Origin of the sequence: Halobium salinum (genome assembly GCF_026586625.1) — an archaeon.
GTDB lineage: Archaea > Halobacteriota > Halobacteria > Halobacteriales > Haloferacaceae > Halobium > Halobium salinum.
On the sequence record NZ_JAODIW010000007.1, the window covers coordinates 61503 to 77815 of the forward strand.

Sequence of the window (16313 nt, forward strand, 5' to 3'; positions counted from 1 at the left end):
AACGCGACGGTGGGTCCTTCGAATCTTGTGTCGGTGGCTTTGTTGAAATCTTTATATGGTGATATGTTTCAGCGACCATGCTGCATACAGAGCGCATATCTTGCACGGCCGATGGTCGCAGATTGGCTGGTAGATAGACCCGTGTAATTTACAGGTGAAGGTAATCCGTTCCGTTGATCGGACTGAGGGTCTATCCTGCTGCCTATTTTGGGGTCAGTTTGGTCATCGGAGGCTGTAGTCGACGAGGACAGAGCCGTCGTCGAAACGACGTGTCGTGTTGAGTGCGAGGTCGACCCGCGCTGCGTCGGGGAGGGCTCGGGTTCCCCCACCGACGATCGTCGGGACTAAGCGCAGTACATACCGGTCGACCAGACCTGCCCGGATGGCCTCGGCAGCGAGGCCCGCGCCACCGATGGACAGGTCGCGGTCGGCTTGGTCTTTCATGCGCTGTACCACTTCGAGGTCGAACGTCTGCTCCAGGCAGGTCCGCGGTTCCGGCACGGTGTCCAGGGTGGTCGAGTAGACGACCTTGTCGGTATCCCGCCACGCCTCGGCGAATTCGCGTTGTACCTCGGGTAGGTCGTCGAGGAGAAATTCGTCCCACACCCTCATCGTCTCGTACATGCGACGGCCGAGAAGGGAAGTGCCGACCGATCGCTGGTGGTCGTTGAAGAAGGCATGGGCGTCCTCGGATGGCTCTGACCAGTCGAAGTTGCCGTTCTCGTCGGCGATGTAGCCGTCGAGTGATGCGTTGATGACGTAGATGAGGTTGGCCATGGAATCCTCTTGATCGTCGCGTCTATTCAATACGGACGACAGAAGGGCCGGTAACCGATCAGACGGTATGTGTCTACGTTGCGCATCCTGATCCTGGGGATGCTCGGGCTCAAAACGGTGACCGCCAAGAGCGTGGGGACGACCCGCTAGGCCCCGTCAAGCTCCTCGGCCAACCCGACGATGATGCCTTCGGGGCCGCGCACGAAGCAGAGGCGATACACGTCTTCGTATTGGGCGACTTCACCTACGAGTTCGGCTCCGTGGGAGCGGAGGCGGTCAAGGACTTCGTCGACGTCGTCGACGGTGAACATGATGCGGCGGATCCCCAGGGTGTTCGCCGCTGGTTCCTCGGACCCGTCGCGAGTGGCCTCGGGCGTGATGAACTTCGAGAGCTCGACGCGGCCGTTGCCGTCGGGGGTCCGCATCACGGCGATGTCGCTCTGGACGTTCTCAAGGCCCACAACGCGGTCCGCCCACTCTCCCTCAACGCGCGTCTCGCCCTCCAGCTCCATGCCGAGCTCCGCGAAGAACGCCTTCGCAGCTTCGAGATCCTCGACTACGATGAGGACGTTGTCCATCCGCTTGATCGCCATAGTCCGAGAAAATCAGGTGAGGGATGCGCAAATAGGCTTCGCTGACGGAGGAAGCGAGGCGGGAAGTTTCGTCGCGACTGTTGACCGACCCCGTCTACTACGTCGGGCGGGAGCGGTCCCAGGCTCTCCGTACGCCCACCCAGGTCGGGGCGTCGATATCCACTTGAACTGTATCTCGCACGCCGAATCTGTCATCGGCTGAGGATTTCAACAGAGTCGTATCAGTCTCTCTATGAACCCGAAATCGAGAGTGTGTCCACGAAGCTGTTGTTCGCGCCGACAAAGGGTGACGGCGCTCAGCAGTCGTGATCATTCGGATTGACCCCTGGCGTGCGAGGGAACCGGTCAGCTGAGTGCAGTCAGTGAGTGATTCCATGTCGACGTTCAGTAACTCCGAGTCCGCGACAGCATCGTCTTCAGAGAACCAGGCGAGTCCACGAGATACTGGCGAGCAATCTCGGCAGTCTGGATGGCTAGATGAAGAGAGCAGCGACGGCGGGACACCAACGCTTGAGATGGATCGGTGTCCGGAGTGCGGGGCACGTCGCTTCGTCTCGAAACTACTGGTGTACGAGGTGACGAGCTTCGACGAAGGCGGTGAGCGAGAGTTCCGTCGGCAACACGTCCGGGCGGAGTTCGAGTACACCTGTAGCGAGTGCCAGACAACACTCCGGAGGCTGCCTGCAGATCGGCGCGACTACTACGACGAGGTCAACGTTCTAGAAGTGGAACGCCGTGCAGCCCTCCGAGATCAGCTCCGACAGTTGTGTCGGCGGGTCGGGCGCCGGCTCTGGGCAACGAAGACCTGGATTGCACTCGTACTCCTCACAGTTGCCGTCGCGGTGGTCGGGCTGTAGGGGACGAAAACGAGGAACGGTGGACGTCACCCCTCGTCAGGGTCGTGATGGCAGCCGCAGTTCGTCATTGACTTCGTAGAGATAGCCCTTCAGGAGCAACTGCTCGATATATGCTCGTGCGTCGGCACGCTCGACGCCTTGATCCATGAGGTGGGCGACGGCGTCCTCTCGCGTGATCGTCTCGTCACTCCCCGCTCTGTCAAAGTACTGCTCGAGATGATCGAGCGCGGCTTCCTCACTGGAGTTGATCGGGGTCCGCGAATTCTCCATTATGTAAGGTATCGGTATCTCTGGATTTGACAATTGGGGTGCTATCTTCGTGTCACTACGGTCCAGCCACGGCCGAGTTTGTCGACGCCGAAAGGCGCGAGGCGCGCCTCCGAGCGTGCCGGAGCGTAAATTCACATGACTGGTCCAGACGTATTCGATGATACGGCAGACGATCACGAGCGACTCGAAACCGAACTCCTCGCACAGGACCGGGATGCAGCCCGAGTGTCGACGGCGGACATCGACGAGACGACGGCGCAACAGATCGTCAATGACCTCGTCGACGACGTCGTCGTGACGGCGGTCGCCGAGCAGCGAGTCCTCGTTCACGAACCGAGCGGCGAAGCGTTCGACTCGATTCGACAGCTCGCTGTCTTCCATCGTGGGTGGACGGCTGGCCTTAATGCCGACGAGGAGACGTCGTAATGCAGCAGACGCTTACGGGATGTGCGTTCTGCGATGCGCTTCCTGAGTCAGAGAGTGGTGACGCCTTCACCTGGGGGAAAGATGAACGGGTTTCGCATCCGATCTGCGTCGACTGCGCCGTCCAAGCCCGGGCTGACCCTGATGACCGGAATCACCACGCCTGTGACGGGTGTGGCCTCGTCGTCGACACACTCGCAGCGCTCACGCGATTTCGCGTGGAACTCAGGCATCTCGAGGGGACACTACACCTCTGTGTCCGCTGTAGTCCTGGCGGACTCGCAACGTACTGGACGCGCGACCTCGACGAGCATCTCGTTCGTGAGGCCACGTCGTAGTAACCGGTGACCAGCCCGTTCAACCATTGTTCTGTATCGATGTGCAAGCTATGTGCATACACCGGAACCGTTATCCGACTGTGTGCAGAACTTGCACATAGAATGAGCGCGAGTGACAAGCCCCGACGGGTCCACTTCCAGTCCCCGGAGTACCTCGTCGAGCGTCTCGACGCGATCGCGGACCTCTTCGACAAAGACCGGACCGATGTTCTCGTCGAGGCCATCCGCGAGTACATCGACGAGACGGCCGACAGCGAGACGTTCCAGGAGCTAGTGGCCACGAAATACTACGACAGTCAACTCGAATTCGAGACGGTCAAGCAGCTGGTCGGCGCTGAAACCGCCCAACGGCTCCGCCTGCTCAAGGCGGACCTTGAGGGCGAACCGTTGGATCTCGCTGCGCCCACTGACGTCGACATCTACGGCGACGACGCAACCTCGGTAGAAACTGCGGACGGCGACGAGCGATGAGCAGGCCGCGGCTGCGGACAGTCGTCGCCGACACGAGTGCGCTGGTTAGTCTCGCTGTGCCCCGTGCCGACGCAGCCTACGACACCGACACCGCTCCGGATCCTCTCCAGTATCTCCTCACCTCCTGTGACGTCGCCGTCCCACCAGAAGTCGTTGCAGAGCTCCGTGACATGGCTCAGTACCAGGACATCCATGGCGCTGCAGCCTCCAATGTCCTCGCCGCTCACGCCCACTACACGGTCGACGATCCCTATGAGCGAGCCGACACGCCCGAATCGCGACCGACGTTCGGCCTCGACGACAGTGAAACCGACGGCATCGTTCTCGCGAACGCCCTCGACGTCGACGGGTTTCTGACCGACGAGTTCGGCGGGACGAATTTCGCGCTCATTCATGCCGTTCTGCAGGATCCGCGTATCGTTCCGACACCACGGTTGCTCTGCGATTACGCTCGCAACGACCACATGACCCATGAAGAGGCCCGGACGCTCATCGAGACGATTAGCCCGCATCGGAGCTGGGAGAACAGCCCCTATGTCTCGCAATTGCTGGCCCTCTTGGAGTGAAATCGGCTCCGAGGCAGTGACCTAGTCGTTTAGGTTTCCGTAGTACGATGGTATTACCATGAACTACGCGAGTGTCAGCGTCAAGTTCCCGGTTGCGCTCGACACTGAGATCGAGCGGTTCCTCGATGAAACGGGGATCTACACCAACAAGAGCGAATTCATCAAGGAAGCCTGCCGTGCCCATCTGCGGGATCCAATGACGACACGGCAATCGCTGCGCTTCGGCTTGAGCACCTGCTGGCACAGGCCGAGCAGAGCCGCGAGTCCGAGAGTGAAATCGACGCCGAGCTTGCTGCGCTCGGCGAGAACATCGATTCGGGGGATCTCGAACGAGCTGTCGAGGAGGCACGTGAGGAAACCTCCGATCAAGTGTACGGGTCGGATGCGTGAGGGTCTCTGAAGATGAGTTGTCTCGCCACGACAGTCCTCTCGACATCGTGTGAGTGAATGGCACTGACGCCACATATTGAAAGCGACAGCGGTACTGGGTGTCGGTATGGAGTGCCCGGCGTGTGGTGGCCCAGTAACGATGGAAGTGGGACCGGATCAACCGCTCTCAGCATCAGTGACGGACGCACTGCTCGCTGCCGACGAAGCCGAGCAGATCATCGTGGCCCGAAATTGCTGGGCGTGTGGCTGGACTGAGGACCGGTCAGTGGTCATCGATTCGATCGAGACAACCGAGGGTGATACCGACGCTATCGAGCGAGCTGTGCTTCTCGACGATATTATGAGTGAGGCCACGGCAATCGACAGTCTCGCGACGCTCGAAGATGCTCTCGCAGAGATTCGCCGTCAGCGGCGTCTCGAGACTGCTGCGTCTGGCTCGCCTGAGGATGTCGACGGTGGATAGATTTGACTCATGACCGATACTGATGCCCTCCACGACGTTCGTGAACGTACGGGGAATCCAGTCCACGCGTCGGTCGACGACGTCATCGCACTCGTCTTTGAACGAGCACAGAATCCGCGTGAAGATCACCAAGACGCCCATTTCGATGAGGCCATGGCTACTGTCGTCGATCGATATGGCGAAGACACCGTCCGAACCGTCATCCATCGAGTACTCGTCGAACACTACCCGTTTCGGACAGCCACGGTCGACCTCGATATGCGCAACATCGATGGCGTTCGAATCGGCACGACGGCTGGCTGGTTCCTTGAGGAATTGAACGCGAAGTTAGACAACTGAAACCTCACGCCAGAAAGCCCTCGGCCGCTCGACTTTACCTTCCTACCAGATCAAGCATCGCGGTCAGATTGTCATTGAGCGACGTTCTACGCGCCCATCGGTTACCGTGACAGTGCCTTTCTCTTCCAGACGTCGCACAATCTCCTGTACGTCCGCTGCTGGCCAGTCGAGCTCCTGTTGCAGGTCAGCCATCGATTTCGGTTCGTCAAGCGCGTGCAGCACTTCGAGCTCCTCGTAGACGCGCTCAGTGATCTCCGCCACGGGGTCGTGCAACGGTGTCGTCACGTTGTGTTGTTCGGTGAGGTCAGTCAACGCTTCGTTCACGTACGTCACGAACAGCTCTTGCTCCAAGAGTTCGACCTGCGTCTCAAGTTCCGCTTCGACGACGTCGAACTCAAGGCCGGTCTGCATCAACGAGAACATATCCTCGATATCGTCCACCCGACCGGCAACCGCTTTGAACAGGAAGATATCTTCTGGACTCACGAGTTCGACCACGAGATTCCCAGGATCGAGATAGCGTTCGCTCCGCTCACGAATGCCTGGAGACAGAATCAGCTTGCCAATCACCTGCTGGTTGAAGATGTCGATGCGACACCCTTCATCGTTCTCGAGGATGCGCTGGGCACCAAGTTCTTCGTACTCTTCGTCCGGTTCCCGGACAATATCGTATCCCAGCTCGAGGAGCACCGCCTGTAACTGGCTCAGATCGTCGCCGGAGGAGACGATGAGGTCGATGTCTTTGGTCGTCTCTTTGAGTCCGCGAAACGCCATCGACCCACCGCCAATCAAGAAGACGGTGAGTGAGTTGTCCAGCTGCTGGCCGATGTGCTCGAGTTCCGACCGGATGTATGCGCTGTCAAATCGCGCCCTCATAGCGTCACCTCGTACTCATCAGCCAGCTCCTGGAAGTCCTCCCACTCGGGGAGTCGCGACGTCCGCTGGGCACCGCTGGTGTCGAGATACGTGCAGAGGTCGTCGACGATGTCGTCGACGCCGTACTTAGTGGCTTGTGCTCGGAGTTCGTCGTGGTTGATGTCGACGTGACTGAGCAGGAGCAGACAGTATGACTGCGTTCGTGCGCCCGAATCGATCACGAGCATGTGGCAGCACAGCATCTCCGGGGAGAGCTCACTCGTCGCCGCCGAGTAGAGGTAGTGTCTGTGGTCACGTGCCAACAGCGGAAGGCCATATCGCTGGAACTGGTCTGGGCCTGTCGGAATGAAGTGTTCGTCGATGACTTCAGTCGGCGTCTGCACAAGGAACTCGTCGAGAGACTCCCACAGAATCGTGTAGGTGTCGGTCTGTGCTTCGACAGTCTGACGGTGGACGTGATGGGCAAGCTCACGAGCGAATACGCTCAGCTGTTGGAAGCCGTCGTTCAGTGCGTACGCCCCGTCGTCGGTTTGGTAGACGATTCCGCGATGCTGAAGCGGGGCAAGCGTACGGTGGACGGTACTTCGGTGGACGTCGGCGCGGCGTGCGAGTTCGGTCGCGGTCCGTGGGGTGTCAAGGTAGTAGCACACACGGAGGGCTGCCCCTGACAACAGCTCCGGCCAGTCGATGTGTGAATACTGCTGGGTGAGATCCGTGAGTAATTCGAGAGCCTTTGCGTCCGACAGTCGAATCCGCTTTGTTTTCCCTTGTCGGCGTGTCTCGACGAGGCCAGTCGTTTCGAGCCGCTCGACGAGTTCTGAGGTGTAGCTGAGACTCCGATCGAGATTCGTTGCAAGGTCAGAGACCGTCTGCTCACCGTGGAGGGCTGTAAGGGCGCGAACCTCGCCTTCTGTGAGCATACTGTTGCGTACTAGCGAACCAATATATAAATAACTTCGGCATTTTGCAACGCAGAGCTGATTCTGTCGAGACATAGGCATAACGGATGAAAGCCCTCGGCCGCTCGGCATCCCGCGACCACCGCTGCGCTCCTCGTTCCTGCGGTGCTTGCGTCGCCGGGGCACGTCGAGCGCCCGGCCCCTTTCAGTCCCGCCCGGAGTCTGTTGCTAGGCTCGTGATCCCCATCGGTTGACGGATGTGGTACTATACGGCACGCCCCGCTCGCCGCTGCCGCCCTCCGCGTCGCTCGCGACCGACCATTCCGGGTATGCGGGCGCTCTCCGCACCGCCCGCGCCCGTTCCGGGCTAAAGTGAATCTGGTCTCGACGCCAGCATTAAGCGCGTTTTCGGTTGCGCCCCTCGCGGGCTTTCGCGTTCCAGCGCTTTGGGCCGTTCCGCGCGGCGAGCCACACCACGGCTCGCCGTGCTCACGACCGTCGCCCTGGACACGGACCCGCAGTCCGGGCCGGACGCGAGAAACGGCTTAAAGCTGGCCGCTCGCTCCGGGCGGGTCGGCGCGCGGTGCTGGATAATTGACCTCCTCGGGCGCGCTCTCGCTCGCGCCCCAAGGGGCGCTCGCGAAGGCGCGAGCGAGAGCGCGCAGATGGTTGAGTTGGTCGTTGTGGACAGCCACGGCTGGAGAGTCGTGGTGTCGGAAGAAGACGCCGAGTGAGCGCCTTCGGAGTTTGACTGCAATGTCAAGTAAGAACGTTACCAGTGAAGTAGTTTCGGTCGATGAACAGGCATTCGAAAAAGCGGACGAAGCAGAGGTCGACGAAGACGGATTCGAGGTCGTCGACGAGACGCCGGAATTCCAGGCGACAGTGCAGATGGAGGTGCAGGCAAAGGTCGATGCGAACCACCCCGACGGGATGGTCGACACCAGTGACGAGCGGATCTACGGTGCGACCCTCGAACAGGAAGAGCGCATTCGGGCGCGGGAGGCAGAGCTGGAGCGCATCAGTGCCCAGGCAGAGCTGGGGACGCAAGACGGTCGGGAGAAGCGGACGCGAGACATCGCGGCGAAGCGGAGCGCTGAGCGGCGTGCTGAGTTCCAGAAGCGGGCGGCGAGCGTGAATCCGATGGCTGACCCGGAACGAGATGATCCCCGTGCAGAACTCACGCAGGAGCAGTTGGCGGCGGTGAACAAGCAGTCGATGCGGCTGGCGAAGAAGCTGGATGGCTGGTCACGAGCAGCGATTGGTCGGCGGCTGGGTGAAGCCGTGGTCGGTGGGAAAGATCTGATGAGCGCGGTCGTCGGCGTGTTCGAGGAGTTGCAGACGGCGCCGGGGCAAGTGGTTCCCATCGGGATGCTCGAGGACGTCGATCGCAAAGAGGTGAGCATCGAAGGTCGTGTAACCGTGCTCTGGGAGAGCAACTCGCCGGCCATTCAACAAGTCGGCCTTATCGAGGACGACAGTGGGAAAACGAAGCTGACGTCGTGGGTCGCGAGTGACCAACCCTGGATCGAAGAGGGCGAGCGCGTGCGAGTTCACGGAGCGGCGAAGAACTGGTACAACGGGCGCGTCTCGGTGGCTCTGACCGGGTGGACGACCGTGCATTTCCCAGAGCGCGGTCGGTGGTGGGAATCGTAGGCTGTCGTCGCGGCCTTCTTTTTATGTGGGCCAGACCGACCCAGACCCCACCGCCCCACCCTCCGCTCCGTGCTCGCTCCCTGCGGTCGCTGCGCGCGCAGCCACGACCTTGCCACAGAATTATGAAATTGACAACCAACCTCAGAGTGCGACTTACCCCCAGAACTCGCCACGCCCTATCGTCTGCCGCTCGATTTCCGGGAAAGATTGGAGCTCCCCAACCGCTCGCTCCCGATCCCACTGATAGACCTCCATGATCTCCTCTGTGGCCACCGGGCCATGCTCACGAACGAAGTCGGAGACCGGCCCCGGCGGTTGCTCCTCACGCCCCTCGAAGATGAACTGCTGCTTGAAATCCACATATTGGACATACCCTTGCCACGTCTGGGTGTGCCCCTTGATCGGGACTTCTGTCACTGGAACCTGGGGCTGACTAGCTGCCGTCTCAACCTCCACGGTCTCCACATCTTCCGTAAACTGTGCTACATCCAGTCCGACCTGATCCGCGAGATTCACGAGGGCACTCTCCTCATTCATATCCTGCCCCGCCGCAATCCCATGCATCCAGAGCCGGCGGAGGAAGGCCTCTTGCTCACCTTGCCGTGCCGCAGCAATGACAGCCGAATTGAGCAGTTCAGTTGAGGTGGGCGGAGACTGGGCCGTCCACAGCGAGGAATCAACCGGCATCCCGTGGAGTGCAGTTCCGTCCTCCCACACCCCTTCCATGACGGCTGGGTCGTCGAACTCACGGACGGGTGCAAGCTCGTACTCAAGTTCAACGTCGTACCGTTCTTGGACACGCTTGAGTACGGGCTGAATCCCCCACGACATCGCACTCAGTGGGTCGACGGTGACCGTGACTGTCACTGACTCCTCTTCTTCCTCATCGTCTTCGTCATCGTTCTCGTCCTCCTCATCCGCATCGCTTTCATCCGGTTCCTCATCGCCCTCGTTATCCGTATCAACGTCCGGGTCCTCGTGCTCGACGTCATCCGGGTGCTGGTCCTGCTCCGGAGGTTCCTCCTGGGGAGATTCGTACTCACTCGGTGGTTCGGCCTCTGGCTCCGTGGCATCTTCGTCGGGTTCGCCGTCTTCTTCGTCCCCACACGGCTCAGCCACATCTCCATCTCCTACCGGCTCCTTCTCGTCGTCTGCCGGCTCGTCCGGGTCCTGCACCTCCGTTGGCACCGCACCACCGGCGGCTGTTGCGCCGGCAGCACCAACACCACTCGCGGCACCGGCGATAGTCGCGCCAGCCGCTGCAGCTGCGGCAGCAGCTGCATCATCGTCATCGTCTGTTGTCTCGGTGTGCTCGTCGAGACTCGTTTGCTCGGGAGCGGGCTCGTGCTCTGCTGTGTCGTCGTCTGACGATCCGGATCGATCGCCGCGGTATACACCCATGAATATCATTGGAAGGTGGTCAGGTTGCTCTGTGTATGATCGCTGTTCGCAAACAACGCCCGCTGAAGTCGCCGCTGGACATCAGCGAAGCGCTCGTCGGTCTGGAGTTGACGCAGACCGCAGGCACCGTTTACCCTCGGATCGAACCGGAGGAGTTCATCCAGCCCCAATCGACCGATGACAAAGACGTTCTCCAGATTGAGGGTCTGAATTGCGAAGGTTGCATGGCGTCGCAGCTGCCGGGTTGCGTTGCCGGCACGACCACCGCTGTACTGGACGCCGTATAACGCCATCTCCGTATACCCACACTCCTCGTAAAGTTCGCGGTACAGTTCGAAATGGGGAACGGTCCATCCCTTGTTGGTTGGCAGAAGCCGGACCGGGATGTTGTGTTCGGCGATGGCGCGCTCGAGTTCTCGGACGTGGAAGACGTAGGCCTTGATCGCCTTCACTTGGTCATTCGGCTGCATCGTGTCGTAGTTGTACACGATGTCCGGAACGAAGATGGCTGGCGGAAGAACAAACAGAACGTTCAGCACGTCCTGAAAACTCCGAGTATCGAGGATTGCATCGTCCTGGGTGGCAACAACGATGGGGATGTGCCACTCTTCGAGTACCTCATCGAGGCTACCATCACGCTCGATCACCTCCTCTACCTCGGAAAAGTTGAGGACAACGTGGGAATGGCGAGTATCGCCACGTAGTTGCTGTTCTGCCTCGTCATCAGAAAGCTCAAACCGTTTGTGGACGCCGAGTATCGGCTCCCGTATGCGCCGTAAGTTAACTGCCTCAGCAAGGGTTTGCTGGCCTCTACGGGATCGGATATTTGTCGCGGAAGTGCTCATCTCTGGTGTTCACTGACTCCGGATGGTTTCTGGGCGGGAGTCGGGTGTCAGTACGGTAGAATCTGACATATATATTTCGGTCATTCAGGATATTTGACCTTCGAAATTTGCGGATCTAGGTGCCCCTAAACCCTCGAATCCGAATCTCGGGATTGTCACTACCGAAAGCCAGCCCACAGCAAACAACCATGTCATTGCCGTACCGTTGGGTGTTTGTTTGCCCCAGAGTGGCTGAGGGGCGTCCCGAAGAACGCATCGCTCCCTCGTGAACATCATGGCTACCAGAGAGATCTACGAAACTAGCTTCGACGAAGACATCCAGACAGAGTCAAGCGCCAACCAGTGTCCCGAGTGTGACGGCTGGGTCACTACAAACTCGGTCGAAACGGTCTGTGAGGACTGTGGACTCGTGGTCGACGAGAATCGAATCGACCACGGTCCAGAGTGGCGATCCTTCGACGAGGACGAACGAGAACGGACAGGCGCGCCGCTCACCGCAGCACGGCACGACCGAGGATTGTCAACGGAGATCGGTCGCAGTACCGATGCGAACGGCAACGAGCTCTCCGGTCAGAAGCGACGTCGAGTGGCTCGAATGCGCCGCGAGCAGTCTCGCGGGCGATTCCAGTCGAAGGCCGAGCGAAACCTTGCACACGGGTTGGGTGAAGTTCGGCGAATCGCGAGCGTTCTCGAGTTCGCGGAATCGGTTCGTGACCAGGCGTGTCAGCTGTTCCGGAGCGCTCAGAACGAAGACCTGCTTCGAGGGCGATCAATCGAGGCGATAGCGGCAGCAAGCGTCTACGGGGCCTGTCGCTGTAACGGCCACTCGCGGTTACTCGACGACGTCGTCGACGCGGCACGCGTTGAACAATCGAGAGTCGCGAATGCGTACAAGACGTTGAATACAGAACTCGGACTACCGGCCCAGCCTGTTCAACCGAGCGATTTCATTCCCCACCTCGCGTCAGAACTGGATGTTCCAGCGGACATCCGACAGCGAGCCCGGAGATTGGCTGAACAGTCGGAATCGACAGGAGCAGCATCGGGCGTCAAACCGTCGGCGTTCGCAGCCGCCTGTCTGTACAAGGCGGGTCGCGAAGAGGGACGATGGCTGACGCAGGCGGACGTCGCGGAGGTGGCGAGCGTCACTGCAACGACCATCCGGTCGCATCGAGATACCTTAGAGGAGCAAGTAGCCTGACAACGTTCCTGTACAAGCACTGTGGGATTGAATAGTTTTCTCAGGAAATTATTTGTTCTTGGAGGGCGTAGCACCCAGTATGACCGAGACGTGGGATGACATCAACGAGCAGGTCAAAGCCGACTGGAAAGCCGACACCACGCCGTTTGAGCGGGTATACGAAATCATCGAACAGACCCACGAGGGACAGTCGGCAGCCGAGATCGCCGACCGCGCCCTCGTGAGCGAGCCGACGGCCCGTCGGCACTGCAAGTCGCTCGTGAACACTGGGTTCGCCGAGACGGACCAAGACGGCCAAACAACGCTGTACAAGCGAAACAGCGACCGAGTTCTGATGTCCCGGATCCGCGAGCTTCGTGACGAGGCGACTCGGACGGAGTTGCTCGAGGGCATCAAGGACATGAAAGCCGAGATCCGTCGCTACGAGGATCGCTACGATGTTGTGTCACCGGAGGAACTCGCCCAGCAACTCGACGCTGACGAGACAGAGGGCTGGGACGACCTCTCAGCGTGGCGAACGACGCGGCAGAATCTCGCCGTCGCCCAAGCTGCACTCGCGTACGACGAGGCCAGTCACCAGCTCGCTGTATGAGCGATACCGATCGAGCCGGTGAATTCGGGCCGATCTATCTCCCGGCGCTCCAGCGGATTCGTGACCTCTGGCTCGAACTCGAACCGCTCGTCGACGCAACGTCGTACGATGACGTCGTCGCTCCTACAGAACTACAGATCAGTCTCAGCGATGGGCTCGGCGACGCCGAGAGCGCTCGGCTCGATATCCAGTGGAGCGAACTGGGGATGTATTCGTTTCATTACGTCGATAGCGACGACGTCAACTGGCGATTCGATCGTCACCCGAATACACACTCTCCCGAGATCCACTTTCATCCCCCGCCCTACGCCGCCACGACAGCCGCCGAGCCGTCCTGTATCGACGTGACCGAGGTCTCACTCGTGACTCGTGCAGTCCACGCGATGTGGCGCGCAGCGTACGAGGACAACGACGTTGAGCAGCTGAATAGCGCATCAAACCCACCGTAAGAAGGGATTAGCGCACAGCGCGGTTAGCCACGTCAATCATCTGTTCGCGAGCGGCTTCGACATCCGAGTAGAGTGCTAGTGCGTGCTTGATGAGGTGGCGATCTTCCAAGTTCGGTTCCCAGCGCGTAATCACGTCGCGGCGTTCGCTAAGCTCGCCACTCGAGAGATCCCCATCAGCAAGCGACTGTTCGAGCTCCTCCCACGTCTCGACGTCGTAGGTCGCCTGCCACTCCTCGATCTCCTCGGTGATCGCGGCCAATTCGTTCCGCAACTCCTCGCGCGTATTCTCCTCGATGAGCGTGCGGATCTCCTCGAACAGCAGTCGCGTGTAGTCCGGCTGGTAGCGCGTCGTCTCGCCGGCCTCGACGCGGCGCAGCTGCCCCTGCTCGACGAGCGCCTGGAGTTCCTCGTTGGTCGTGCTCCAGGCGGCGTCGGCCTGGTCGCTGATCCAGTTGACTGATCGGGGTTCGCGAAGTGTCTCGGCGACCGCCCGAATGCGTTCGCGGGCGCTCATCGACTCGGTCCACGACTGGACCCCATCTCGCGGAGACTCGGACACACTGGGCACCTCTTGCAACAGTGTTCGTGCCTAGCTCCCATATATGTTTGTATCTTCGCGGATAATCAAGAAGTAGTCGCGAGCACGGTCACCCTGACGTTGAAATACCATCCCGGCAGAACCTACGGGCCAATCGATGTACAACCGATATTCTGACTTCGAGGAACTGCGGCCGACCGGCGAGGCGTCCCACATTCCAGACGAGATGCTCAACGAGGGGTTAGACGGGGACCCCCGGCGGCAACGCGTCGCGACGAGCACGGGAGGCTATCCCGACGAACCGCCGGACATCGGCGCGGAGTGCCAGTCCTGTGGTGCATCGATTCGAGCCAGCCAGACCAAGTGCCGGTTCTGCCTTACGAACCACCTCGGAGCGTCCACCGACAACCAAGAGCCCGCTGACACCGAGTGGACACTGCTTCACGTCGTCCAGCTGCTCGTCGAGGCATCGACCGCCTATCACGCCCTCGCGAAGGGCGCTGCGGCAGCGACCCTCCTCGCGAAGCCCGACAGGGATCCAGCCGTCGACAACTGCCAGCTACTCTACGATTTCGACGATGCGCCTGCCTCGCAACTGACCGACGAGTGGCCCTCCCTTCCTGACGCCGTACGGGCGACTTCTGAGCGTGGTGACCGGCTCCTTGCGGTGGCTCGTGAGCGGACTCCCTGGACTGAGCCGACCGAGGCGCCACGTGGAGAAGCGCACACGACGTTCCTCTACGACGAGGAGGGTCACAGCATTCGCGACGGAGATCGGCTTACAGGTCTCCTTGAGAGCGCCGAGAACGACGTCTGGTTGGTACCTGCAATTGCACTCCAGCGTTCCGTCGACGACGTGCAGTCCGAGAATCGTCACCCCAGCGTTCCCTCGAAAACGCGGCTTGACTGTCGCAGCTGTGACCGAACGACTGTGCATCAGTTCCAGGAGTTCGAGTCTGTCCCAGCTGAGAACTGGACTGGGCAGCCGATGTGGGAGTGTCAGGTGTGTCAGTCTCCTCGTCACGGGCCAGCCCCTGAATAGGAGAATCGGTTGAATAGGGTCTTAACCAACAAAGGATGCCCATACGAAAGGCGTTGGTTAAAGCTGATGCTGGCTTCGGCGGGAGACATCGGCGTACCTGCATTGTTTTTCTGCGCCGGGAGTCGGCGAGGCGCGCATTATGGACCCACGGGACACGCCTGGATATCGACTGCATCGCGCTATGAGTAACCTCAACAGCATCGATATCGACCAACTGGATGACCCCAACCGGAAACGACTCGCTGAAGCAACGGCGCTTCTGGAACAGGTGGGACTGCTCACCCGACCCGGTGCTTCGGAAGAAACTGACGCCACCGTCGACTCCTAAGGATATCCACAGCCGCGAAACAGCGATCCCACGTCTCTCCACGCCGGGTTTGTCACCCCCCGAAGGGGTGTGAGGGCAGGAAAGCGCCCTTGAGTACAACCAATGGCAACACTCCAAGCTGCGACGACGTCGACCGGCGCAATCGTATCGAATCCACAGACAGTCCGCGAGCTCTGCGAGAGCCACTGCTTCGGGACGCTCAACTGGGAGGTCACTGAAGACGGCGAGCTCACCATCTGGGGCTACGATGATTTCGAGGTCTACGAAACCTTAGAGAACGGGCTGCCGGACTACGACGGCGGCATCGTGACCCACGAGTTCCTCCGGATGCTTGCCGACTATCTCGAGCCAGACGAGGAACTCGACATCCAGACAGCTGGGTTCACGAAATGTCGCTTCCCGGTCCTGGCGAAGCGGTACGTCGTTCGCGACGGCGGGGTCTTCCACGCCGACCTCGGGTCCCTCGAGGCGATTGACCGGTAGCTGTTTTTCGAGGGCTGGAAGGACTGAGCCCTCGTAGGCTCATGATTCCATGACTGAGGAACTAGCCGACGATCCGTTCCACGACTGCGAGTTGGACCCCGACGCGGTTCTCGGGACACAGACCTTCGAAGACGTCCTGTTCACCGACGACACAGAGACGCCGGTGAACGTGCTGACTGGCGAGACACCAGCGCATTCGCAAGCGACCGTTGAGGAGGCGAAGGCGTTCGCAGCGAGTATCGACACCGACACGCCACAGATCGCGCTCCCTGCGTCGGTCGAGGCGCAGGTTGAGACCGCGAGCAAGCCCTATACGTCGGCTGCGTTCTTCCACTTCAAGGCGACCGGATCGCTCAAGCTCCATCGAGCCTATCACGCCGCCTACGAATCGGATGCATTCATAGTTGCGTTTGAGGCGGACTACGAAACGGGGAATCTGACGATCATCGTCGAGAGAGAAACCAAACAAACCAAGTGAACCTCCCCCGGGGGGGTCAAGCCTCGGGACTTCCTGCT

At 60.2% G+C, this 16313-nt stretch carries 24 protein-coding genes; 16 read left to right on the forward strand and 8 right to left on the reverse strand.

Features of this window, described 5'->3' with window-relative positions; all coding sequences use genetic code 11:
• Positions 1–222: 222 nt before the first annotated feature.
• The gene (locus tag N5095_RS11795; protein WP_267623079.1) at positions 223–777 is read right to left on the reverse strand and encodes a dihydrofolate reductase family protein; all 555 of its coding nucleotides are present in this window, start codon (positions 775–777) and stop codon (positions 223–225) included.
• A gap of 146 nt (positions 778–923) precedes the next feature.
• Positions 924–1370 (reverse strand): VOC family protein, encoded by a 447-nt coding sequence (locus N5095_RS11800; protein WP_267623080.1) that lies wholly within the window; start codon positions 1368–1370, stop codon positions 924–926.
• Positions 1371–1744: 374 nt separating this feature from the next.
• Between N5095_RS11800 and N5095_RS11805 the strand changes: the two genes are divergently transcribed.
• The gene (locus N5095_RS11805; protein WP_267623081.1) at positions 1745–2227 is read left to right on the forward strand and encodes a hypothetical protein; all 483 of its coding nucleotides are present in this window, start codon (positions 1745–1747) and stop codon (positions 2225–2227) included.
• A gap of 36 nt (positions 2228–2263) precedes the next feature.
• On the opposite strand, the gene N5095_RS11810 is transcribed toward N5095_RS11805, so the two are convergent.
• Complete coding sequence (locus N5095_RS11810) at positions 2264–2497, reverse strand: hypothetical protein (RefSeq protein ID WP_267623082.1); 234 nt, start codon at positions 2495–2497, stop codon at positions 2264–2266.
• Between the two features lie 135 nt (positions 2498–2632).
• Between N5095_RS11810 and N5095_RS11815 the strand changes: the two genes are divergently transcribed.
• The 7 genes from N5095_RS11815 to N5095_RS11845 all read left to right on the forward strand — a co-directional run bounded on the left by N5095_RS11815 (position 2633) and on the right by N5095_RS11845 (position 5487).
• Complete coding sequence (locus N5095_RS11815; protein WP_267623083.1) at positions 2633–2923, forward strand: DUF8069 family protein; 291 nt, start codon at positions 2633–2635, stop codon at positions 2921–2923.
• On the forward strand, positions 2923–3258 hold the full coding sequence (locus N5095_RS11820) for a DUF7558 family protein (protein WP_267623084.1): 336 nt from the start codon (positions 2923–2925) through the stop codon (positions 3256–3258). Before N5095_RS11815 ends, N5095_RS11820 begins: the two co-directional genes overlap by 1 nt.
• Before the next feature lie 102 nt (positions 3259–3360).
• Entirely contained in the window at positions 3361–3729 is a 369-nt protein-coding gene (locus N5095_RS11825; protein ID WP_267623085.1) for a hypothetical protein, read from the forward strand.
• On the forward strand, positions 3726–4295 hold the full coding sequence (locus tag N5095_RS11830; protein WP_267623086.1) for an amino acid kinase family protein: 570 nt from the start codon (positions 3726–3728) through the stop codon (positions 4293–4295). Before N5095_RS11825 ends, N5095_RS11830 begins: the two co-directional genes overlap by 4 nt.
• Positions 4296–4353: 58 nt before the next feature.
• Positions 4354–4695, forward strand: coding sequence for a ribbon-helix-helix domain-containing protein (locus N5095_RS11835; RefSeq protein WP_267623087.1), 342 nt, complete (start codon positions 4354–4356; stop codon positions 4693–4695).
• A 96-nt stretch (positions 4696–4791) separates the two neighbouring features.
• Entirely contained in the window at positions 4792–5148 is a 357-nt protein-coding gene (locus N5095_RS11840) for a DUF8105 family protein (RefSeq protein WP_267623088.1), read from the forward strand.
• Between the two features lie 9 nt (positions 5149–5157).
• On the forward strand, positions 5158–5487 hold the full coding sequence (locus tag N5095_RS11845; protein WP_267623089.1) for a DUF8158 family protein: 330 nt from the start codon (positions 5158–5160) through the stop codon (positions 5485–5487).
• Positions 5488–5550: 63 nt separating this feature from the next.
• Here N5095_RS11845 and N5095_RS11850 read toward each other — a convergent pair whose 3' ends face one another.
• Positions 5551–6363 (reverse strand): MarR family transcriptional regulator, encoded by an 813-nt coding sequence (locus tag N5095_RS11850; protein ID WP_267623090.1) that lies wholly within the window; start codon positions 6361–6363, stop codon positions 5551–5553.
• A complete protein-coding gene (locus N5095_RS11855; RefSeq protein WP_267623091.1) occupies positions 6360–7283 on the reverse strand; it encodes a helix-turn-helix domain-containing protein in 924 nt (307 codons plus the stop codon). Before N5095_RS11855 ends, N5095_RS11850 begins: the two co-directional genes overlap by 4 nt.
• A gap of 735 nt (positions 7284–8018) precedes the next feature.
• Between N5095_RS11855 and N5095_RS11860 the strand changes: the two genes are divergently transcribed.
• The gene (locus N5095_RS11860; RefSeq protein ID WP_267623092.1) at positions 8019–8918 is read left to right on the forward strand and encodes a DNA-binding protein; all 900 of its coding nucleotides are present in this window, start codon (positions 8019–8021) and stop codon (positions 8916–8918) included.
• A gap of 153 nt (positions 8919–9071) precedes the next feature.
• Here the strand turns inward: N5095_RS11860 and N5095_RS11865 are convergent, their stop codons facing one another.
• Entirely contained in the window at positions 9072–10328 is a 1257-nt protein-coding gene (locus N5095_RS11865) for a DsbA family protein (protein WP_267623093.1), read from the reverse strand.
• Positions 10325–11164: a hypothetical protein gene (locus tag N5095_RS11870; protein WP_267623094.1), complete on the reverse strand. Its 840-nt coding sequence runs from the start codon at positions 11162–11164 to the stop codon at positions 10325–10327. The genes N5095_RS11865 and N5095_RS11870 overlap by 4 nt, the downstream gene beginning before the upstream one ends.
• Positions 11165–11438: 274 nt before the next feature.
• On the opposite strand from N5095_RS11870, the gene N5095_RS11875 reads away from it, so the two are divergent.
• From N5095_RS11875 to N5095_RS11885, 3 genes are all read left to right on the forward strand, one after another.
• Positions 11439–12365, forward strand: coding sequence for a transcription initiation factor IIB (locus N5095_RS11875; protein WP_267623095.1), 927 nt, complete (start codon positions 11439–11441; stop codon positions 12363–12365).
• 79 nt (positions 12366–12444) lie between these two features.
• Positions 12445–12957, forward strand: coding sequence for a winged helix-turn-helix domain-containing protein (locus N5095_RS11880; protein WP_267623096.1), 513 nt, complete (start codon positions 12445–12447; stop codon positions 12955–12957).
• A complete protein-coding gene (locus N5095_RS11885) occupies positions 12954–13406 on the forward strand; it encodes a toxin-antitoxin system TumE family protein (RefSeq protein WP_267623097.1) in 453 nt (150 codons plus the stop codon). Before N5095_RS11880 ends, N5095_RS11885 begins: the two co-directional genes overlap by 4 nt.
• A 7-nt stretch (positions 13407–13413) precedes the next feature.
• Here the strand turns inward: N5095_RS11885 and N5095_RS11890 are convergent, their stop codons facing one another.
• On the reverse strand, positions 13414–13965 hold the full coding sequence (locus N5095_RS11890) for a DUF7342 family protein (RefSeq protein ID WP_308203537.1): 552 nt from the start codon (positions 13963–13965) through the stop codon (positions 13414–13416).
• Between the two features lie 136 nt (positions 13966–14101).
• Between N5095_RS11890 and N5095_RS11895 the strand changes: the two genes are divergently transcribed.
• From N5095_RS11895 to N5095_RS11910, 4 genes are all read left to right on the forward strand, one after another.
• Positions 14102–14986 carry a biosurfactant protein 1 gene (locus tag N5095_RS11895; protein ID WP_267623099.1) on the forward strand — a complete coding sequence of 295 codons (885 nt, stop codon included), beginning with the start codon at positions 14102–14104 and terminating at the stop codon, positions 14984–14986.
• A gap of 139 nt (positions 14987–15125) precedes the next feature.
• Positions 15126–15314 carry a DUF8012 family protein gene (locus N5095_RS11900; RefSeq protein ID WP_267623100.1) on the forward strand — a complete coding sequence of 63 codons (189 nt, stop codon included), beginning with the start codon at positions 15126–15128 and terminating at the stop codon, positions 15312–15314.
• A 102-nt stretch (positions 15315–15416) separates the two neighbouring features.
• Positions 15417–15797: a hypothetical protein gene (locus tag N5095_RS11905; protein ID WP_267623101.1), complete on the forward strand. Its 381-nt coding sequence runs from the start codon at positions 15417–15419 to the stop codon at positions 15795–15797.
• A 49-nt stretch (positions 15798–15846) separates the two neighbouring features.
• Positions 15847–16275 carry a DUF8025 family protein gene (locus N5095_RS11910; RefSeq protein ID WP_267623102.1) on the forward strand — a complete coding sequence of 143 codons (429 nt, stop codon included), beginning with the start codon at positions 15847–15849 and terminating at the stop codon, positions 16273–16275.
• Positions 16276–16313 lie beyond the last annotated feature (38 nt).